Source organism: Blastococcus sp. SYSU DS0669 (assembly GCF_054050895.1).
The window spans coordinates 99,547-118,631 of record NZ_JBJHAE010000012.1 but is presented as its reverse complement, the minus strand read 5'-3'; the positions used below and the strand labels follow the sequence as shown (position 1 = coordinate 118,631).

General features: G+C 74.7%; 19 protein-coding genes, 1 other RNA gene, 1 pseudogene and 1 riboswitch. Of the genes and pseudogenes, 5 read left to right on the top strand and 16 right to left on the bottom strand.

Annotation, left to right across the window (positions count from 1 at the left end; genetic code table 11):
* The 7 genes and pseudogenes from ACI792_RS13670 to ACI792_RS13640 all read right to left on the bottom strand — a co-directional run.
* Positions 1-307: pseudogene (locus ACI792_RS13670) on the bottom strand (CpaF family protein); the annotation flags it as partial.
* Positions 304-1,494 carry an AAA family ATPase gene (locus ACI792_RS13665; RefSeq protein WP_456603067.1) on the bottom strand — a complete coding sequence of 397 codons (1,191 nt, stop codon included), beginning with the start codon at positions 1,492-1,494 and terminating at the stop codon, positions 304-306. The pseudogene ACI792_RS13670 and the gene ACI792_RS13665, both read right to left, overlap by 4 nt.
* A complete protein-coding gene (cpaB, locus tag ACI792_RS13660; protein ID WP_456603066.1) occupies positions 1,491-2,243 on the bottom strand; it encodes a Flp pilus assembly protein CpaB in 753 nt (250 codons plus the stop codon). Before cpaB ends, ACI792_RS13665 begins: the two co-directional genes overlap by 4 nt.
* Positions 2,244-2,253: 10 nt before the next feature.
* Entirely contained in the window at positions 2,254-3,210 is a 957-nt protein-coding gene (locus tag ACI792_RS13655; protein WP_456603065.1) for a pilus assembly protein TadG-related protein, read from the bottom strand.
* On the bottom strand, positions 3,198-3,596 hold the full coding sequence (locus tag ACI792_RS13650) for a TadE/TadG family type IV pilus assembly protein (protein WP_456603064.1): 399 nt from the start codon (positions 3,594-3,596) through the stop codon (positions 3,198-3,200). Before ACI792_RS13650 ends, ACI792_RS13655 begins: the two co-directional genes overlap by 13 nt.
* A gap of 98 nt (positions 3,597-3,694) precedes the next feature.
* Complete coding sequence (locus ACI792_RS13645; RefSeq protein WP_456603063.1) at positions 3,695-3,907, bottom strand: Flp family type IVb pilin; 213 nt, start codon at positions 3,905-3,907, stop codon at positions 3,695-3,697.
* A gap of 233 nt (positions 3,908-4,140) precedes the next feature.
* Complete coding sequence (locus ACI792_RS13640) at positions 4,141-4,815, bottom strand: prepilin peptidase (RefSeq protein WP_456603062.1); 675 nt, start codon at positions 4,813-4,815, stop codon at positions 4,141-4,143.
* Between the two features lie 145 nt (positions 4,816-4,960).
* Between ACI792_RS13640 and ACI792_RS13635 the strand changes: the two genes are divergently transcribed.
* Positions 4,961-5,665 (top strand): class I SAM-dependent methyltransferase, encoded by a 705-nt coding sequence (locus tag ACI792_RS13635; protein WP_456603061.1) that lies wholly within the window; start codon positions 4,961-4,963, stop codon positions 5,663-5,665.
* A gap of 102 nt (positions 5,666-5,767) precedes the next feature.
* On the opposite strand, the gene ACI792_RS13630 is transcribed toward ACI792_RS13635, so the two are convergent.
* Complete coding sequence (locus ACI792_RS13630) at positions 5,768-6,619, bottom strand: LysM peptidoglycan-binding domain-containing protein (protein WP_456603060.1); 852 nt, start codon at positions 6,617-6,619, stop codon at positions 5,768-5,770.
* A 64-nt stretch (positions 6,620-6,683) separates the two neighbouring features.
* A riboswitch (cyclic di-AMP (ydaO/yuaA leader) is annotated at positions 6,684-6,822 on the bottom strand.
* Positions 6,823-7,049: 227 nt separating this feature from the next.
* Positions 7,050-7,451, bottom strand: an RNA gene (gene rnpB / locus ACI792_RS13625) — RNase P RNA component class A.
* 329 nt (positions 7,452-7,780) lie between these two features.
* Between rnpB and ACI792_RS13620 the strand changes: the two genes are divergently transcribed.
* Positions 7,781-9,355, top strand: a complete 1,575-nt coding sequence (locus ACI792_RS13620) for a DUF222 domain-containing protein (RefSeq protein WP_456603059.1) — start codon at positions 7,781-7,783, stop codon at positions 9,353-9,355.
* Positions 9,356-9,394: 39 nt separating this feature from the next.
* Here ACI792_RS13620 and ACI792_RS13615 read toward each other — a convergent pair whose 3' ends face one another.
* Both ACI792_RS13615 and ACI792_RS13610 read right to left on the bottom strand, forming a co-directional pair.
* Positions 9,395-10,114, bottom strand: coding sequence for a PIG-L deacetylase family protein (locus ACI792_RS13615; protein ID WP_456603058.1), 720 nt, complete (start codon positions 10,112-10,114; stop codon positions 9,395-9,397).
* Positions 10,115-10,134: 20 nt separating this feature from the next.
* Positions 10,135-10,494 carry a DoxX family protein gene (locus ACI792_RS13610; RefSeq protein ID WP_456603057.1) on the bottom strand — a complete coding sequence of 120 codons (360 nt, stop codon included), beginning with the start codon at positions 10,492-10,494 and terminating at the stop codon, positions 10,135-10,137.
* Between the two features lie 24 nt (positions 10,495-10,518).
* Between ACI792_RS13610 and ACI792_RS13605 the strand changes: the two genes are divergently transcribed.
* Entirely contained in the window at positions 10,519-11,274 is a 756-nt protein-coding gene (locus ACI792_RS13605; protein WP_456603056.1) for a sulfite exporter TauE/SafE family protein, read from the top strand.
* A 16-nt stretch (positions 11,275-11,290) separates the two neighbouring features.
* Here the strand turns inward: ACI792_RS13605 and ACI792_RS13600 are convergent, their stop codons facing one another.
* Genes ACI792_RS13600 through ACI792_RS13585 form a run of 4 tightly spaced genes read right to left on the bottom strand, consistent with a single transcriptional unit; the run spans position 11,291 to position 15,355 of the window.
* Positions 11,291-12,385, bottom strand: a complete 1,095-nt coding sequence (locus ACI792_RS13600; protein ID WP_456603055.1) for a bifunctional RNase H/acid phosphatase — start codon at positions 12,383-12,385, stop codon at positions 11,291-11,293.
* Positions 12,382-13,122, bottom strand: a complete 741-nt coding sequence (locus tag ACI792_RS13595; protein WP_456603054.1) for a zinc ribbon domain-containing protein — start codon at positions 13,120-13,122, stop codon at positions 12,382-12,384. The genes ACI792_RS13600 and ACI792_RS13595 overlap by 4 nt, the downstream gene beginning before the upstream one ends.
* Before the next feature lie 35 nt (positions 13,123-13,157).
* Positions 13,158-13,556 carry a hypothetical protein gene (locus ACI792_RS13590; RefSeq protein WP_456603053.1) on the bottom strand — a complete coding sequence of 133 codons (399 nt, stop codon included), beginning with the start codon at positions 13,554-13,556 and terminating at the stop codon, positions 13,158-13,160.
* Complete coding sequence (locus tag ACI792_RS13585; protein ID WP_456603052.1) at positions 13,553-15,355, bottom strand: carbon starvation CstA family protein; 1,803 nt, start codon at positions 15,353-15,355, stop codon at positions 13,553-13,555. The genes ACI792_RS13590 and ACI792_RS13585 overlap by 4 nt, the downstream gene beginning before the upstream one ends.
* 63 nt (positions 15,356-15,418) lie before the next feature.
* On the opposite strand from ACI792_RS13585, the gene ACI792_RS13580 reads away from it, so the two are divergent.
* Positions 15,419-16,195: a hypothetical protein gene (locus ACI792_RS13580; RefSeq protein ID WP_456603051.1), complete on the top strand. Its 777-nt coding sequence runs from the start codon at positions 15,419-15,421 to the stop codon at positions 16,193-16,195.
* 15 nt (positions 16,196-16,210) lie between these two features.
* On the opposite strand, the gene ACI792_RS13575 is transcribed toward ACI792_RS13580, so the two are convergent.
* Complete coding sequence (locus ACI792_RS13575) at positions 16,211-17,023, bottom strand: Nif3-like dinuclear metal center hexameric protein (protein ID WP_456603050.1); 813 nt, start codon at positions 17,021-17,023, stop codon at positions 16,211-16,213.
* Between the two features lie 60 nt (positions 17,024-17,083).
* Here ACI792_RS13575 and ACI792_RS13570 point away from each other — a divergent pair, with 60 nt between their 5' ends.
* Positions 17,084-19,054 carry an FUSC family protein gene (locus ACI792_RS13570; protein WP_456603049.1) on the top strand — a complete coding sequence of 657 codons (1,971 nt, stop codon included), beginning with the start codon at positions 17,084-17,086 and terminating at the stop codon, positions 19,052-19,054.
* The last annotated feature ends 31 nt before the right edge of the window (positions 19,055-19,085 follow it).

Below are 19,085 nucleotides of genomic sequence, written 5' to 3'. Positions count from 1 at the left end.
CCTCGTCCAGCTCCCGCAGCACCAGCGCGCGCAACTGCTCCTCGGCCAGCGACGGATCGCTCATCCGAGCACCCATCCGCTCGAACAACGCCTTCGCCACCCGGTCCTTCAACCGCCCCAACGCATCGACGGGAGCAGCCACGGCCACCGGCGCAGCAGGTCGCGAAACCGGCTTGACCGGGCGGGGTGCGGGCAGCGGAGCGGCCGGTTCGGCCGGCAGCGGCGAGGGATCGGCGGCAGCGGCGACGACGGGCGGCGGCGGGGCGGTACGGCCGCGAGCGGCCTCCAGCCGGTTCATGAGGTTCATGACGCCGCCCGGTGCTTGGCACGGTAGCGGCCCGGCCGCACGATCGGGGTGGCGGCGAACCGGGACACCAGCCGGCGGAGCTCCTTGACCATCGGGTCCCGGCCACCGCTGGCCAGCACCGGCACCCCGGTGTTCGTCGACGGCGGTACCGCGGCCGAGCGCGGCAGGAGGACGTCGATTCCCGTGCCGATCGCTGTCTCGACGTCCCGGACCGACAGGCCGCCCTTGGGGTCGGCGAAGTTCATCACCACGTGCCGGCCCGCCGGGATCATGCACAGCTCGCGGAGCACGTCGAGCTCCTTGCGCAGTCCGCGGACGCCCGGGACGTCCATGCTGCTGAGCATGACCACGTCGGTGGCCCGGTCCAGCGCTGCCAGGGTCTGCTCCGACAACCCCGGCGCGGTGTCCACCACCACGTACCGGAACTCCCGGGCCAGGGCCGCCAGCAACCGGCTGACGTCCTCGGCGGTCACCGTGTCCCCCGCCGCCGGCGACTCGGACCCGCACACCGCGAACAGCCCGCTCGGGTGCTGGGTCAGGAAGGTCTTCAGCACCATCGTGTCCTCGCTCGCCGGCCCGCGGACGACGTCCGGCAGCGTGTACTCCGGCTCGAGCGCCAGCGCGCTGGCCACGTCACCGAACTGCACGTCGAGGTCGACCAGCACGGTCGACTGGGGCGCCGACGAGGTCAGGCCGACGGCGAGGTTCGTCGCGACCGTCGTCTTGCCCACCCCGCCCTTGGGCGAGGCGATCGTGATGACGCGGCCGGTGTAGCGGGCCGTCTCCTCCAGGGGCCGGAGCACGCGGCGACGGCTCGCCGCTGCCGCGCTGGCCCTCTCGACCGCCGACCGGATCTCCGCGGCGTCCGCGTCCAAGGCCAGCAGGTCGCGGATCCCGGCCCGCATGGCCGCCTGCCACATCTCCGGGGCCGGTTCGGCCAGCAAGACGACGCTGATGCCCGGGCACTGGACGTCCAGCCGACCCGCGAGGGTGAGCACCTCGTCCGCCGGCGCCAAGGGGCCCAGCAGGAGGACGTCGGGCAGCTCCCCATCGGCGAGCAGCTCGAACAGCCGGGCCGGGTCGGCAGGCAGCCGGCCCGGCGGCAGGGTGGAGATGTCCCCGTCCACCGCTGCGGACACGCGCTGCTGGAGGCTCTCGTCCGCCCCCGCGAGGACGACGCGGCTCATGCGAAGACCTTTCCGTAGATGGTGGTACCGCTGACGACCTCGGTGCCCGCAATGTCGGTCCCCTCGTTCTCGAGGGAGAGCCAGAGGGTGCCGTGCTCAGCACCGAAGACGATCGCCTCGGCCTGGGCCGCCGGCACCGCGAACGTGACCAGCACGCTGCCGGTCGGCGCCGCGCCGCCGGCCGAGGCGGTCTCCGGCGTGCCTTCCGCGGCCGGGTCGACGGGCGCCGGGGCACCCTGCACCTGGGTCACCAGAACTCGGTGCAGGACCGCATGCGTCGCCCCCCCGGCGTCCTGCGCCAGGGAGACGTGGACACCGACGGTGTCCCCGGCGGCCAGCCGACCACCCACCGCCCGCTGCGGCTCCAGCAGCACGCTGACCTCCCCCGAGCCCGGCGGGACCGGCACGGTGCCGGGTGTCCGCAGGTCGGTGGGCTCGGCGAAGCGGGTGGCCAACAGCTGCTCCCCCGGCTGCAGGTCGACTGTCGCCACGCGCCCGGTGAGGGCGTCGAGGTCGGCCACCGCGCCGTCGGCGAGGGCCTTGGCCGGCAGCAGCTCGGTGGCGACGAGCGCGCCGAGCTCCTCGGCGGGGGTCCCGACCGGCACCGGCGCCCGGACGACGAGGACCTCGACGGACTCCGTCCCGGCGAGGGCGCGGGCGTCGGCGCCGCGTACGTAGGCGAGCAGCACCACGGCACCGGCTCCGGTGAGCAACAGCGCCGCGAAAGCGGCGATCAGACGACGTCGCACGGAGGCGCCCCTATCGGATGAGTCGGAGGATCGAGGCCCCGAGTTGCGGGGCGTCCGGGCTGTACGAGAAGGCGTCGTCAAGGTCGACGAACTCGGTGAAGTAGCCGCTCACGCACCGGTCGTTGCCCTTGCAGGGCTGGACGGCGGTGCTGAACTGGCCGCCGAAGTGGAACCCCGTGATGTGGAAGGCCGCGTAGCCGAACACGTGGTACCAGGCGTTGGTGCCGGTGTCGCCAGAGCTGTCGAAGAGCGGCAGCAGCACCGTGCGTCCGACCCAGGACTTCAGGTAGGTCGGGGTGCAGACCGACGGCGGTGTGTTACCGGTGGACGAGTAGGACCGCTCGTTGCGTGCGCTGGCCGCCTCGCACTCCGCCGGCGGCGTGTCGAGGTAAGCGAAGCCACCCGGCACGAACAGGTTCGACGGGCCGGTGCAGCCCACGGTGTTCGACGTCTTGGTGAAGTAGATGGTGTGCTCGATCTCGCCGGAGGGTTCACCGCCGCCGGTCTGCTGGAGGAACTCGCACCACGAGAAGGTGAGCGGGAGCACCGCCGTCCCGCGGTCGGGCGCGCCCCACGCCACGGTGGCCGTCGCCGACACCTGGGTGGCGTCGTGGCCGATCACCGGCGCGAACCAGTGCTCCTTGGGTGTGCTGCCGGGGACGGTGACGCTGGTCGGGTTGCTGGAGAGCACCGGCTGCCCCGCCGTGGCCTCACCGGCGTTGGCGACCACCAGGCTCTGCGCCGTGGCCAGCATGTCGCCGCAGTTGCCGCGAGCGCAGTCGGAAGCCACGGCGAGGGCTGCGGCATCGGCCGCCACCTGCAGCCGGGCCCGCTCCGCGTAGAGGGCGCCGATGTCGACGGCGATCGCGGCGAAGCCCAGCATCGGCACCAGCAGGAGGGACAGCAGGACGGCGGAGGCCCCGTGCTCGTCGCGCCGGAGCCGGCCGCGGAGGGTCAGCCGTTGCACCGCATGACCCCCGTTCCGGTGAGCTCGACCTCGGCAGCGAAGAAGCCGGTGAGGAAGGGCATCGGGTAGGTGATCGTCAGCTCGACGTTCGTGCTGCTGCCACCGGTCGTCGGGCAGGAAGCCGGCGTGATGGCGATCTGGTGCGGGGTGATCGAAGGATTCAGGGAGGTCGCGGCGTCGAGCACCGCAGCCCGAGCGATGGTCTGGTCGTTCTGCAGGGCCATGGCTCGTGCGCCCTCGCGGGCAGCAGCCGACAGGGTGCCCTGCACCTGGAAGGCATGCCCGAATTCGGCGATGCCGAGGACGAGGACGACCAGCAGCGGCACGATGAGCCCGAACTCCACCGCCGAGGCGCCTCGATCGTCGCGCAGTAGTCGTGTGGTCATCAGTGCTCACCGCCTCTCCTACGGGGGCTCCTGCCCCACGGCGCAGCGACCGTCGCGCGGCCACTGCGCCGTGGGGGCAGGGAGGGAACCGAGATCGATCAGGTGGTGACCGTGCCGCCGAGGCTGGTGACGATGGAACGGAAGAGCGTGTCCAGGCGACCGCCGAGCGCAGTGACGGCGACGATGATCACGACGGCGATCAGGCCGACCATCAGGCCGTACTCGACGGCGGTCGCGCCCTTCTCCTCTCGCTTCAGGCGGTCCTCGACGAAAGAGGCGATGGTGGCGACTGCGACGTACACGTTCAGCACGGGAACTCCCTGGTGGAGGAGGCCAGCGGGTCCGGGTCGGGTGACCCGGCTTCGTGGCGACAGGGCTTCCATCGGGCAGGTTCCGGCGGGGACTTGAGCGCTTGTCATCACATCGGTCGACAGATCACCCCGAACGAGGGGGGTGGCATGCAACCGGTCACGCACAGTGACGGGACTGGCGTTACGACATCGACACAGACATGTGTCGGCGATGTGAGAGCGCTCTTGAGCCCTCAGACGGCGACTGTGCTCGACAGCACAACGAGGGCGACGCCGGCCAGCATGGCCGGGCCGAACGGCAGCTCGCTGCGCAGGCCGATCCGACGCAGGGCCAGCAGGGGCAGCACGACCAGGGCCTGCACCAGGAAGCCTGCGGCGCCCCCGAGCGCGACCGCGCTCCAGCCCAGCCAGCCCAGGTAGAGACCGAGCAGCGCGGCGAGCTTGACGTCGCCCATGCCCAGACCGCTGGGCGAGATGAGGGCGAGGACGAGGAACGCCGCGAACAGCGCCATCGACCCGAACCCGGCTCTCAGCAGGGCGTACCACTCGCCGCTCACCGCGGCGGGGACGGCCAGCAGCGCCAGGCCCACGCCGACTGAGGGGATGACGACCCGGTTCGGCAGCAGCCGGTGCCGGAGGTCGACGACGGCGAGCAGCAGCCCGGCGCCGGCGAGGAAGAGAAAGGCCGGCAGCTCGGCCGCCGCGCCGAAGCGCAGGCCCACCAGGCCGAACAGGATCCCGGCCAGGAGCTCGAGCACCGGTGGCCGCACGGCGACGGGTCCCGGGCCGACCAGCTCCGCCGGCCGCAGCTGCGCCGGCCACGGGAAGCGACCCGCGGCCCGGTTGACCAGATGCCCGACCGGGATGCCGGCGGCTGCCGCGATGAGGGCGACGGCGACGGCGCTCACCGGTGCACTGCTCGCATGGCGATCACGATGACACGACGGGGACCCTGCATCCTGCATCCTGCAGCGGCGCGGCCGAGCATGTCGGGTGTGGGCTTCCGTGGCGCACGAGCGCGCGTCGCGGCTGCGGGTAGGTCAGACTCCGGGCGTGACAGTGGACGAGGGCACCACCCAGCGCACGGCGGCGGTCTGGTCCTACCAGGGGCACGGCGTGCACGCCGCACCCGGCGTGCACGAGTACGCGCTCGAACTGGTCCGGCAGCAGCTGCCCGAGGGCGGCCGGATCCTCGAGGTGGGCGCCGGCTGCGGGGCGCTGGCGTTGCGGCTGCGGGACGCGGGCTTCGACGTCGTCCCCACCGACCTGGACCCGCCGCACGACTGGATCCACCGCCTCGACCTCGACGACCCGCAGTGGACCGAGGCGACCCGTGGCCCGTTCGACATGGTGGTCTGCGTCGAGACGCTCGAGCACGTCGAGAACCCGCGGCAGGTGCTGCGCTCCATCCGGGCGCTGCTGGAGCCCGGCGGCAAGCTGCTGGTCAGCACGCCCAACGTCGGCCACCCGCACTCGCGGCTCAAGATGTTCCTGCGCGGCGCGCCGTTCATCTTCGGGCCGGGGCACTACTACCAGCCCGGCCACATCTCGATCCTCCCCGACTGGATGCTCGTCGAGCACATCCGGACGGCAGGGTTCGGCGACATCACCGTCACCAGCGGGGGGTCGACCTGGTACGTGGGCCTGCGGAAGGTGGCGCACCGGGTCGAGACCGCGCTGCTGTGGGCGATCGGGCTGCGGCCGCGGGCGGAGTCGGGCGAGGGCATCTGCACCTTCGTCACCGCCGTCGCCGTCTGACCGGTCGGCCGGGGCTGACCGGCGTACGACAGCACCTCGACGGACGAGCGCCCCCCACCCGGGGATCCGGGCAGGGGGCGCTCGTCGTCGTGCGGTGTGTGGTTACGGCAGGAAGGCCACGTGCGGGTGGTCCATGTGATTGGCCGTGGGCGAGCCACGGTCCTCCATGCCCTGCCAGGCCCAGCCGGTCCACGTACCGGCGATCCGCTGCTCCCAGATCACGTACTCCACGCCGAGCCGGGCCGCGTTGTCGATCACGTACTGGGCGACGGCGTCACCCTTGGCCGAGTCGGCGTAGACCATGAAGTCGGCCGCGAGGCCCGCGGTGGGGCTGTGGCCGGGGCGGGTGAGCACCGTCCCGACGCCGTGCACCTCGGCGATCTCCTGGACGTCGGGGCGGACGTGCGCGTCCCACTGGTCGTAGGCCGCCGAGGTCGCCGCCGGGGCCGGGACGGGGGCCGGGGCCGGGGCCGGTGCGGGAGCCGGGGCGGGCCGCTCGTCCCGGCTGGCGCGCTCGGGAGCCAGTCCCCCGCCGCTGAGGGCGAGGACCTGACCGACCCGCAGCACGTTCGCGTCGGGGCCGATGACGCCGAGGTTCAGGGCGTGCAGGTCCTGCCACGTGGTGCCGTGGCGGGCCGCGATCTTGCCGAGCGTGTCGCCGGCGACCACGGTGTACGACCCCGTCGCGACAGCAGGCGCCGCCGCCGGCGCGACGCCGCCGCCGATGGTGAGGACCTGGCCGACGCGGAGCAGGTTGGGGTTCCCGCCGATCGTGTCGCGGTTGGCGTCGTAGATGCTGCGCCAGGTGGTGCCGTGCTCGGCCGCGAGCTTGCTGAGGGTGTCGCCGGGGCTGACCGTGTGCGCGCCGGGGTGGGCGGCCGCGGAGCCCATGGTCCCGAGGGTGAGGGCCGAGGCCGCGGCGAGGACGACGGCCGGGTACGCCACGGTGGTCATGGCGCGGTTGCGGGAGGGACGACGGTGCCGCCCCACGGTGCGATGGCTGTTGGGCATGGAGTGGTGAGCCTCTCGCCGCCTGCGGGGTTAGCTGTCGGGTTCGGGCGAGAGCTGCCCGGCCGCGCATGGCGCGGCTTCACCCCGAGGTCCCGGAGGGGCCACGAACGGTGGGTCCCCCGCGCCTGCCCGTGCGTCTATGACTCCGGGGTGGCCGTGGGCAGGTTCGGCGGGCGGCCATCCGGGCCCGCCGATCGGCGGACGGAGGGAACGGTAGGTATCAGGATCGGCTCGCCACAGGCCGGACCGGTCCTTTTCGAGAACTCTCCGCACGGCCGCACGGCGCGTCACCAACCGTGCGCGCAGCGCCTCCGTTCACCCGTCCGGGTGACGTCCCGACCGCACCGGCCGGTGGCCGGCGTCGGGCGGGGGACGGACGAGTCGGCCTGTACGCCGGGTTCTGTCCACGGGTGCCTTGCGGCCTCCCGATGGGCGGTCATCCATCTAGGCCTGCCGTTGCCGGCAGGCTCCAGCGGTCTACCCGCAGGCTCGGGCGGGCCGCCCTCGAACGCCTGCGCGGAACGGCGGCGAACCGCCGTTCCTTCTTGACCTAGCTCCGGGTGGGGTTTACCGAGCCACGCCGGTCACCCGGCGTGCTGGTGGTCTCTTACACCACCGTTTCACCCTTACCGGCGCGAACGCCGGCGGTCTGTTTTCTGTGGCACTGTCCCGCGGGTCACCCCGGGTCGCCGTTAGCGACCACCCTGCCCTGTGGAGCCCGGACGTTCCTCGGCGACGGGGTCTCCCCCGCCGACGCGACCGCCCGGCCGACTCGTCCGTCGTGCCCTGGAGTGTAGGGCGCCCGGCACATGGAACCCGCAGCGCGCGGGTACATGCCGTCGATCCCCGCACCACCCGATGGAGGAGGACGTCATGGGACTGATCTCAGGGCTCGTCAAGGCCAACCTGCTCAAGCGACTGCTGAGCCGTTTCAGTCGCCGCGGACGCTGATGGCCTGCAGAGCGGACGCATCCCGACCGCGGTGATCCAGCATCCGCTGCGCTCGTAGGTGCCCGACTGGCCGCCCGCCCCCGTGGGCGGCCAGTCGGCCCGCGCGCTTCTCGGCCTGCGGAAAGTGTCGTACCCCCGTCCTAGCCTGCGGTTGTGTCGGTGGTCGGGTTCGCGGTCGGGGTGAGCGTGGGGCCGGTGTCCGAGCCGCCCTCGCCCTGGGAGCTGAAGGATCCCGATCCTCAGTGGTGGGACGAGCCGTTGTCCGCGTGGCTGCCCGCCCGCCGGTCGGCGGTGGAGGTGGCGGATCTGCTGGGGCAGATCGTGGCCGCCGAGGCGCGGCTGGCGGCGTTGCGGGTGGAGCTGGTGATGGACCTCGCCGCCGCCCGCCCGGCCCCGGTCGATCCGCTGCCCGGCGGGGAACGGGCCGGAACCGTGGGGCCGGCGGGGGTGAGTGAGTTCGTGCCCGATGAGCTGGCGGCGGTGCACAACAGCAGCCGGGCGGCGGCGGTGACCCTGCTGGAGCACGCCGAGGTGCTCACCACCCGGCTGCCGGCCACCTTCGCCCGGCTGCGGCTGGGGCTGCTGGACTGGCCGCGGGCCCGGGCGATCGCCGCGGAGGTCGCCGCCACCGGAGCCGGCACCGATCCGGCGGTGATCGCCGCGGCGGAGGCCGCGGTGCTGCCCGGCGCCACCGGGCTGGGGCTGGGCCGGCTGCGCGAAGCCATGCGGGCGGAGCTGGTGGCCCGCGACGCCGCCGCGGCCGACCGGCGCCGGGAGATCCGCCGGCGCGGCGCGGACGTGTCGGTGCGGCCGGTCGGGGACGGGATGAGCGAGCTGCGCGCCCTGCTCCCGCATCCCGAGGCCCGGGCCTGCCGGGCGGCGGTGGACGGCCACGCCCGGGCGGCGAAGGCGGCCGGGGATGACCGGCCGATCGGCATGCTGCGTACCGGTGCGCTGGCCGATCTGCTGCTGCGCCCCTGGCAGGACGCCCCGGCGGTGACCGCGCAGCTGACCGTGATCGCCCCGCTGGGCGCGCTCACCCCGGCCGGTTTCCTGGCCGCCGGCGCCCCGCTGCCCGCGGCGTTCACCCCAGCCGGGGCTCCCGAGCCGGTCGGGGAGGTCGACGGGGAGCCGATCACCGCCGCCCACCTGCGCGAACTGCTCACCGCCCTCGACGCCTGCGGCATCCAGGCCCCGCCCGGCGGCAGTCTGGACATCGCCATCACCGACGCCACCGGCGCGCTGCTGGCCGTCACCGGCCGCGGCGAGCTGACCCGGCTCGCCGCCCGCGGCTGCCCCGACCACCCCACCGACCTCGAGCACCCCGAGGCCGCCTGCGGCTGCCCGCTGCTGGGCCGCCCCGGTCCGGTGGACCGCTACCGCCCCTCGGCCGCCCAGCAGCGGTTCCTGCGCGTGCGGGACCGCACCTGCCGCCACCCCGGCTGCACCGTGCCCGCCGGCTGGGCCGACCTGGACCACGTCATCGCCCACGCCACCGGCGGGGCCACCGACTGCGCGAATCTGTGCTGCCTGTGCCGCCGCCACCACCGGCTCAAGACCTTCGCCCCCGGCTGGACCCACACGATGAACGACGACGGGGTGCTCACCGTCATCACCCCCAGCGGCGTCACCCGCACCACCCGGCCACCCGGCTACCGCGTCCTCACCGAGCGACCCGAACCACCGCCGCCGCCACCGGACCCGGCGGACGACCCACCGCCCTTCTGACCCGGACGGGGTCAGCCGGTCGCGACGCTGCGCCGGCGCCTACCCCCAGTAGAGCCGGAAGCCCACGCGCCGCCGTCCGTCCTCGGTGAGCGTGGACATGTCGACGATCTGCCGTGCCTGCACGTCGACCGGGTCGTCCGAGAGCAGCTCCAGGTACCGCCGGTGCTCGGTCAGCGAGGCGACCGCCGTCTCCACCTGGTCGCTGACGTCGACCTCGTGCGGCGGGTCGGTCAGCTCGCCGACCGCGATGTACTGGACCCCGGACCACCGCTCCTCCGTGAGCTCCGGGAAGATCCACTCGTTGCCCGCGTCGGCGACCGCGTCGAGCACCGACTGCCCGAGGGCCTGGTGGTCGGCCGAGTTGAGGTAAGCCGGCGACACCCCCGGCGGGGTCCACGTGGGCCCGAAGTACCCGGTGACGACGAGCTCGGGCCGGTGCCGACGGATGGCGGCAGCCAGGTCACGGCGCAGGTCGGGCCCGGCCACCAGGACGCCGTCCCGGTGGTCGAGGAACTCCACCTCGGTGACCCCGACGACGGCAGCCGACCGCCGCTCCTCCTCCTCGCGCAGCGGGCCCGCCTCAACCGGGGGAACGCCGGCCATCCCGGCCTCCCCCCGGGTCGCCAGCAGGTAGTGCACCTCCTTGCCCGCGGCCGTCCACGAGGCGACGGCGGCGGCCAGGCCGTACTCGATGTCGTCGGGGTGCGCGGCGACGACGAGGGCGCGCTGCCAGTCGTCGGGCATCGGTGCAGGCGGCATGGGGCGAGTCTGCCCCGCCGTCAGCGCCCGCGGGCCACCCGCAGCGCCGCTGCGACCATCGGCACCTGCAGGGGCAGCCGCACCACGGCCGCGGCCATCACCGGCGGCTTCCGGAGCCCCAGCCGGAGGTGGTGCAGGTGCGCCGGAACGAAGGCCAGCAGCAGGGCTGCGGCCGACCAGCCGCCGACCCGGCGGGTGCTCGGAGCGGCCAGCAGCGCGGCGGTGCCGATCTCGGCCACCCCGCTGGCGAGCACCCACACCCGCGCGGAGCCGAGCTCCGGCGGGACCAGCCACTCGTAGGTGCGCGGGCGCACCAGGTGGAGCACTCCCGACCCGCCCAGCAGGGCTCCCAGCCACGTCGCGCTCGCCGGTCTCCGCATGGGGCCACCGTAGGGTGACCCGCCGTGTCCGCCGTCGACCTGCTCATCGCGGCGGGCGTCGCCTTCGTGGCCGGCGGCGTCAACTCGGTCGCCGGCGGCGGCTCGCTGATCCTGTTCCCCACGCTGGTCGGGCTCGGCCTCGGCACGGTCGCTGCCAACGTCACCAACTCGCTGGCCCAGTGGCCCGGCTACCTAGGCGGCGTCGCCGGCTTCCGCGCCGAGTACGCCGGCCAGCGCCGTCGCCTCGTCCGGTTCGGCGCGGTGGCCGCCCTCGGCGGGCTCGCCGGCAGCGTCCTGCTCCTCACCACCCCGTCGGACGCCTTCGACGTCGTCGTCCCGGCGCTCGTGCTGCTGGCCAGCCTGCTGCTCGCCGTCCAGCCGCTCGTGACGCGGCGCCTGGCCGGACGGGCCGCCGGCGAGCCCGGCGGCGACCCCGCCTGGCTGTACCTGGCGCTCTTCCTCGCCACCGTCTACGGCGGGTACTTCGGCGGCGCGCTCGGGGTGATCCTCGTCGGCGTGCTCGGCATCGGGCTGCAGCGGCTGAAGCTCGCCAACGCGCTCAAGTCCGCGCTGTCGGCCGTCACGGCGACCATCACCCTGCTCGTGTTCGGCATCTTCGGGCCGGTCGCCTGGTCGGTCGTCGCCGTCGCCGCCCCGGCCGGCCTCGTCGGCGGCTTCCTCGGGGCGCGCATCGCCACCCGCATCCCAGCGACCCCGCTGCGGGTCCTCATCGTGACCTTCGGCGTCGCCGTGTCGGTCTACCTCTCCGTGCGCACCTGACCGGCCTCGGCGGGCGTCAGCGCAGGTGCGCGGTGTCGTTCAGCAGCCGCACCGACGAGCGCCCGTCGGACGACCACGCCACCGTGCACAGCGAGGCGGCCTCCAGGAACACCCGGTGGACGACCTCGGGACCGGTGCCGAGCCCCGCGCCGAGCATCAGCTTGATCGGCGTGACGTGGCTGACCACCAGCACCGTCCGCCCGGCGTGCCGGGTGAGGATCCGCTGCCGGGCCCGCTCCACCCGGCCGGCGACGTCGGCGACCGACTCGCCGCCGGGAGCCGCGACGGTCACGTCCCCCATGAACCGGCGCACCGCGAGCGGGTGCCTGGAGCGCGCCTCGTCCGCGCTCAGCCCCTCGAGGGCCCCGAAATCCAGCTCGACCAGGTCGTCGTCGAACTCCACCGGCAGACCGAGCCGCGCGGCCACGATCTCGGCGGTCTCCCGGGTGCGGCGCAGCGGCGAGGCGACGACCACCTCGATGCCGAGCTCGGCGGCGCGCTCGCCGGCCGCCTCCGCCTCGGCCTCTCCGGTCCGCGACAGCGGCAGCTCGTTGCGGCCGCTGAACCGGCGCTCGGGGGTGTGCTCGGTCTGGCCGTGCCGCAGCAGGTGGGTGACCGTCGTGACCACCGGGGCCGGCTCGGCCGTCGGCTGGACGTCGTCCTCGGCCACGCTGGGCTCCGCGGCGGCGTCCCGGTGCACCGGCCGGCCGTCCATCGCGCTGTTCGCCAGGGCGTCCGCGGCGCCGTTCTGCGCGCGCGGCACCCAGGTGTAGCGGACGCCGCCGAGCTTCCGGGCGATCGCGCGGGCCTGAAGGGCGAGCTGCTGCATGTCCGGGTGCTTGATCTTCCAGCGGCCCGACATCTGCTCGACGACGAGCTTGGAGTCCATGCGCACCTCGACCTCCGCGGAGGCGTCGAGGTCGAGCGCCGCCTGCAGCCCGGCGACCAGCCCGCCGTACTCGGCGACGTTGTTGGTGGCGCGGCCCACCGACGCGGCGCGCTCGGCCAGCACCCGGCCGGTGTCCGCGTCCCGCACCAGGGCGCCGTAGCCGGCCGGCCCCGGGTTGCCCCGGGACCCGCCGTCGGCCTCCACGACGAACCGGCGGCTCACAGCCCGGACTCGGCCGTGCGGACCAGGATCCGCCCGCAGTTCTCGCACCGGACGACCTCGTGCGGGTCGGCGTTCCCGACCGCCGCCAGCTCCCGCCCGTTGAGCTCGATCCGGCACCCCTGGCACTGGCGGGCGCGCAGCATCGCCGCTCCGGTCGTGCCGGTCTGGGTGCGAACGCGGTCGTACAGCGCCAGCAGCGGGGCGGAGAGGCCACCGGCGACGGCGGCGCGCGCGCTCTCGTGCCGGCTGATGCCGTCGGCGATGTCGGCGAGCGCGTCGTCGCGCAGCTGCTCGGCCCGCTCCAGCGCGCCCCGCGCCTGCTCCCGCGCCTCCTGCGCCGCCCGCAGCGTGGCCTCGGCCGTCTCGAGGCGCTCCATCAGCTCGAGCTCCTGGTTCTCCAGGGTCGCCTGGCGGCGCGCGAGCGACTCCATCTCCGACTGCAGGCTGCTGGTCTCCCGCGCGCTGACCCCGCCGACGTCCAGGCGCTGCTGGTCGCGGGTGGCGCGCTGCCGCACGGTCTCGACGTCGGCCTCCAGGCGGGCGACCTCGCGCTGGAGGTCACGCACCTCGGTCTCGGCCCGGACGACGTCGTCGGCCAGCGACCGCTCGGTCTCCGCCGCCGCCTCCACCGCCACGGCCTCCGGCAGGGTCCGCCTCCGGTGGGCGAGCTGGGTCAGGGCGACGTCCTCCGCCGCGAGCTCCAGGAGCTTCTGCTGTTCGAAGTGGTCGGCCTTCACGCCGCCAACCTACCTGCGGCTCGACCGCGGCCTGCTCACCGCAGCGCGAGCTCGGCCTCCACCGCCGCGACCGCGGCGTCGGGCGACGGCAGGCCCCCCGAGGCCAGGACCACGCCGTCGACGACGAGGGACTCGACCGCCATGCCAGCCCGCACCGACCGGCGCAGCGCGGCGCCGCGCAGGCCGCGTCGGCGCCCGGCGCCGACCAGCTCCGGCAGCAGCCACAGCCAGTTCGACGGCGACACCACCTCGATCGCGACGTCGTCCGGGAGCCGCGCGCGCAGCGCCCGGTACACCGCACCGACCGCGTCGTCCGCCGGCGGGACGTGGCAGTGCGAGCCACCCTCGTCGAAGGGCCGGACGTCCCCGCTGCAGCAGCCGCCGGACGCGGCCGCCGCGCGGGAGCCCCGGACGAGGACGACCCGCGGGGTCACCGCCGGTCGTCCCGGTCGGGACCGCCGAGCGGACGGTCCGACACCGCCTCGTCGGGGTTGGCGCGGGCGACGACGGACTCCCGCCCGCCGCCGGTCCCGTCGGCGTCCACGACCGCCGGGCGCTCCCGCCGCGCCGCGAGGAGCGCGATGACCGCCTCGACGATCAGCCAGACCGCCAGCACGAAGATCAGCGCGTCCAGCGGCGCGAGCACCCACTGGTCGTCCCGCACGAAGTTGCGCAGGTTGACCAGCAGCGCCCAGGTGGTCATGACCAGCAGGAACACCAGCGGGATCAACGCCGCGATCGGGTTGCGCCCGCGCCGGGTGATCCAGACCGCGATGACCGAGAGCGCGAGCCCGGCAGTGAGCTGGTTGGTCGTGCCGAACAACTGCCACAGGACGCCGAAGGTGTACCCGGCCTCCCCGCCACCGGGCAGCAGCGCCATGGCCAGCGGGATGACCACGGCGATGGTCGTCGCCACCGTCAGGTTCCGCGACAGCACCCGCGCCCCGATCAGCTCACCGATCTCCTGGACGACGTAGCGCTGCAGCCGGACGCCGGTGTCCATCGTCGTCGCCGCGAAGCTGATCACGACGACGGCCGCGAAGATCGTCGCGATGTCGAGCGGGATCGCCAGGTTGTTGGCGAAGGTGGCGACACCGTTGACGAAGTTGCCGACGGCGCCGCCCGAGGCCGTGGCGAAGTCGGGGTAGAGCGCCTCCCAGTCCGCCTGCGAGGCGGCGACCCCGGCGGTGGCGGCCAGCACGGCGCCGGTGGCGAGCGAGCCCTCGCCGACGGCGCCCATGTAGCCGACGTACCGGGCGTCGGTCTCCTTGTCCAGCTGCTTGGAGGTCGTCCCGGAGGAGACGAGCGAGTGGAACCCGGAGATGGCTCCGCAGGCGATGGTGATGAAGAGGAACGGGAAGAAGCTCGGCGAGCCCTCGGGGACGTCGTTGACGACCGGCGCCTGGATGGTGTTCATGCCGACGATCAGGCCGAGGCCGATGACGCCGAGGGCGATGAACAGCTGGTGGCTGTTGATGTAGTCGCGCGGCTGCAGCAGCACCCAGACGGGGATGCGGGAGGCGATCCAGGTGTAGATGAACAGCAGCACCACCCAGACGTTGCGGGTCTGCTCCACCCCGAGCGCCTCGGCGAGGCCGTCCAGCGAGATCGGGTAGGCGTTGCCGACGAGGATCAGCGCGTACAGCACGATCACGCCCACGATCGACGGCAGCAGCGCCGAGGAGCGGGTCCGGTAGATGTACACGCCGATGGCGATGGCCAGCGGGATCTCCAGCACGATCGGGATGACCGCGCCCGGGTTGGCGACGAACAGGTTGCCGATGACGACGGCGAAGACCGCGTTCACCAGGGTGAGCAGGAAGAAGATGATCACCAGGAACAGCCGCCGGGCGCGGCCGTTGATGACCTCGCCGGCCAGGGTGCCGATGCTCTTGGCCTTGTGCCGCACCGACACCGCCAGCGAGCCGAAGTCGTGCACACCGGCGGCGAAGATCGTCCCGAGCACGATCCACGTCAACGCCGGGCCCCAGCCCCAGAACACCGCGATCGCCGGGCCGACGATCGGCGCGGCACCGGCGACCGAGGTGAAGTGGTGGCCGAAGAGGACGTGCTTGTTCGTCGGCACGAAGTCGTTGCCGTCGTTGAACTCGTGCGCCGGGGTGACGAACGCCGGGTCGAGGGCGTACACCTTCCGGGCCAGGTAGCTGGAGTAGTACCGGTAGCCGAGGAAGAACAGCACCCCGACCACGGCGGCCACGACGAACGCGGGCACGGCGAACCCCCAGGTCCACGGGCGGCCTCGTCGCCGCCGTCGGAGGGAGTAGACATCCAGGCGATGGACACCACAAGTGTGGGAGCGCTGCACGCCGCAGGCGTGGCCGAACTGTTGTGGGCCGTGCCCGGCGCGCCACCCGGGGCCACCGGCGTCGTCCCCCTCGTGCTCGGCGGGCGGCCGGCGGTCGCCCTGCCCTGGGCGCACGTGGCCACCGCTCGCGCGGTCGCGGCGGCCGGCTCGGCGGCGCTGGTCCTCTCCGACCCGCGCCTCACCGGGTCCCGGTGGTCACCGCTGGCGCTGACCGGCCGCTTCACGCTGGTCGAGGACGGGACCGGCGACCTCTTCACCGAGGACCTCCTCGACCAGGAGCTGCGCAAGCACCCGCCCTCGCGGGCCCTCGCCGACTCGCACATGCTCCGCCGCGAGCACTGGTGGTACCTCCCCCGCCTGGTGCTGCTCCTCGACGCGGCGGACGTCGTCCCGGTCGACCGGCGGGAGGGTCCCGCCGACGCCGTCCTCGCCGTGGACGACGGGGGGCTCCACGTGCGCACCGTCCGGGTCGACGACTGGGACGCCGATCCGCTGGAGCTCCGCGGCGCTCCCGCGGGCGTGAACGGCCCCGCGGTGCTGGTCGGTCAGGAGCTCTCGGTGCCCGACGTCGAGCGCTGGACGGTGCACACCACCTCCGGGCGCTTCGCCGACGGCCGGATCACCGAGGTGCGCCCGGCCGCGACCCGGCAGTTGGAACCGGTCCCCGGCCTGCTCGCCCGGATCCGCCGGCAGCGTTCCCTCGAGCGGACCTGCATCCAGGCACTGCGCGCCGCCGGTCACGCCTGAGCCGGACCCCGCCGGTCAGCCGGCCCGGTAGGCCCAGGGGTCGGTGCGCGGCGCCGCGACGGCGACCTCCACCGCGCCGTCGAGGTCCCGGCGCAGCACGTCGGCGGCGACCGGCAGCCAGGGCCACTCCGAGGCGTAGTGCGCCACGTCGCAGAGCGCGGGCCCGGGCACCTCCAGCGCGTCGGACACCGGGTGGTGCTTCAGGTCGCTGGTGAGCAGCACGTCGGCCCCGGCCGCCGCGGCCGCGCCCAGCAGCGAACCCCCGCTACCCCCGCATACCGCGACGGTGGCGATCCGGCGGTCGGGGTTGCCGGCCGCCCGCACACCACCGGCCGTGGCGGGCAGCGCCGCCGCCGCGTGCTCGGCGAACCGGCGCAGCGTCATCGGCTCGGGCAGCCGGCCGACCCGGCCCAGGCCCGCGCGCGGGTCCGCGGCGGAGGGCTCCAGGGGGACGGCGTCCTCCAGCCCGAGCGCCGCCGCCAGCGCGTCGTTGACCCCGTGGCGCGGGGCCCGGTCGGCGTTGGTGTGCGCGACGAAGAGCGCGGCGCCGGCCCGGACCAGCCGGTGCACCAGCCGGCCCCGAGGGTCGTCGGCGGGCACGCCGTGCACGGGGGTGAGGAACAGCGGGTGGTGGGTCACCAGCAGCTGCGCGCCGGTCCGCACCACCTCGTCGACGACCGCCGCCGTCGGGTCGACCGCGAACAGCACCGAGCCCACCTGCTCCGCCGGATCGCCGCAGACCAGGCCGACCGCGTCCCAGCTCTCGGCGAGGGCGGGGTCGTAGCGGGCGTCGAGGGCGGCGAGGACCTTCCCGAGCTGCACGGTCACGGCTGGTCAGCGTAGGCGGGGGTGCGCAGGACCGGGCCGGCGGAATGCCAAGCTTCCGCCGTGCGAGAGCGGCGGGGTCGGGAGCGGTCGCTGCGCGCCCCGGCCTGGCTCGAGGAGCTGGTGCGCACCACTCCCCCGCCGGTCCCGTGGCGCGACGTCGCCCGGTTCGCCGTCTCCATCCCGGCGCCCCTGGTCCTCGCCGTCGTGGTGGGCGGCGGGCTGGAGGCCGGCGGCGCGCTGGGCGCCGGCGTCTTCGGCACGATGGGCGCGCTCGCGGCGACCCTGGCGCCCCAGCCCGGCCCCCTGCGCGAGCGGCTGCGCCGCAGCGGCGCGGCCACGCTCTTCGGGATGCTCGGCCTGCTCGCCGGTCAGCACGCCACCGGCGGCGGCTGGACACCGGTCGTCGTCATCGCGGTGCTGTCGGCCGTCGCGGCCCTCGTCAGCGCGGTCAGCGCGACCCTCTCCCTGGGCGCGCTCCAGCTGCTCATCTACACCGCCCTCGCGTCGGGGCTCGTGACGCCGCTGCCGGCCGCGGCCGAGGTCGGCTCCTTCCTCTGCGGCGCGGCGTGGGCCGTGGTGATCACCCTCGTCCAGGCGCGCACCGAGCCGCTGGACCCCGACCGGTCCGCCGTCGCGGCGGTGTTCACCCGCATCGGCGAGCTGCTCGCGGCGGTGGGCAGCGATGCGGCGCCCGAGGCCCGGCGGGCGCTGACGGGCGCGCTCAACGAGGCGTACGACCGGGTCATCCGCAGCCGCAGCCGGTCCGCCGGCCGCAGCCGCGAGCTCTCCGAGCTGGCCGGCGTCCTCAACGCCGCGGCCCCCCTGGTGGAGGGCGCGGTCGCCACGGCCTCGGCGGGGGTCCCCGCCGATCCGCAGGACGTCGTCGCCGCGCACTCCCTCGCGGCGGCGGTCTCCGGCAGCGGGCAGCTCACCGACCAGCGGCCGGCGCCGCTGGCGCAGGGGCACCCCGCGGTTCGGGCGGTCCGGCACGGGCTGCGGCTGGTGTGGAACGTCGTCGGCGACCCCGAGGAGCGCGCCGGTGCCGCCGCGCCGGCCCCGCGGCCGGACCTGCGCACCCGCCTGCACGACCTCGGCGACCGCACGCTGGCCAGCGCCGACGCCCGGGCCTTCGCCGTCCGCCTCTCGCTGTGCATGACGATCGCCGAGATCGCCCGCCAGTACCTGCCGATCGAGCGCCCCTACTGGGTGCTGCTCACCGTCGCGATCGTCCTGAAGCCCGACTTCGGCTCGGTGTTCACCCGGGCCGTGCAGCGGGGCGCCGGGACGCTCCTCGGCGTCCTGATCGGGTCCGCGCTGCTGGCGGCCCTCCCGCGCAACGGCTGGGTGCTCGTCGCGCTGGCCTGCTCGGCCGCGGTGCTGCCGTGGGCGCGCAACGCCAACTTCGGCCTGTTCTCGGTCTTCCAGACGCCGCTGATCATCCTGCTGCTGGACCTCGCGCTGCCCAGCGACCCGGGACTCGTGGGCGCCCGCCTGCTCGACACCCTGATCGGCTGCGCGATCGTGCTGGTCTTCGGCTACCTGCTGTGGCCGCAGACCTGGCGCGCCCCGCTCGACGAGGCGCTGCGCGAGGCCGCTCGCGCCCTGGACGCCTTCGTCGCGGCCGCCTTCACCGGCAGCCCGACCGAGCGCCGCCGCGCCCGCCGGCGCAGCTACCGGGCGCTCACGGAGCTGCAGACCCAGCTGCAGCGGCGGCTGGCCGAGCCGCCGCCGATCAGCACGCGGGCAGCCGCCTGGTGGCCGGTGATCGTCCAGCTGGAGCGCACCTCCGACGCGGTCACCGAGGCGGTCATCGCCGGCCGCGGCGGTGAGCCCGCCCCCGACCTGGCGCAGGTGGCCGCGCTCCGCCGGGCCATCCGCGGGCTGGAGGACGACGTCCGGGCCCGGTCCGCGCCCGACGACGACGCCGAGCTGCACGCCGAGGGCGTGCTGGGCCCGGTCGCCCGGGAGGTCGACGCCGCCCGCCGCCTGGTGCGGGAGGCCGCTCCCGGGCGGCGCGGCAGCGGGCACTGACCGCTCCGGTTTGCGCCCCCGGCCCCGGGCG

Excerpts from the sequence above, each read along its gene's own strand:
- ACI792_RS13665 (WP_456603067.1), bottom strand. The coding sequence starts at position 1,494 with ATGAGCCGCGTCGTCCTCGCGGGGGCGGACGAGAGCCTCCAGCAGCGC.
- ACI792_RS13650 (WP_456603064.1), bottom strand. The coding sequence starts at position 3,596 with ATGACCACACGACTACTGCGCGACGATCGAGGCGCCTCGGCGGTGGAG.
- ACI792_RS13630 (WP_456603060.1), bottom strand. The coding sequence starts at position 6,619 with ATGACCACCGTGGCGTACCCGGCCGTCGTCCTCGCCGCGGCCTCGGCC.
- ACI792_RS13615 (WP_456603058.1), bottom strand. The coding sequence starts at position 10,114 with ATGCCGCCTGCACCGATGCCCGACGACTGGCAGCGCGCCCTCGTCGTC.
- ACI792_RS13610 (WP_456603057.1), bottom strand. The coding sequence starts at position 10,494 with ATGCGGAGACCGGCGAGCGCGACGTGGCTGGGAGCCCTGCTGGGCGGG.
- ACI792_RS13580 (WP_456603051.1), top strand. The coding sequence starts at position 15,419 with ATGGACACCACAAGTGTGGGAGCGCTGCACGCCGCAGGCGTGGCCGAA.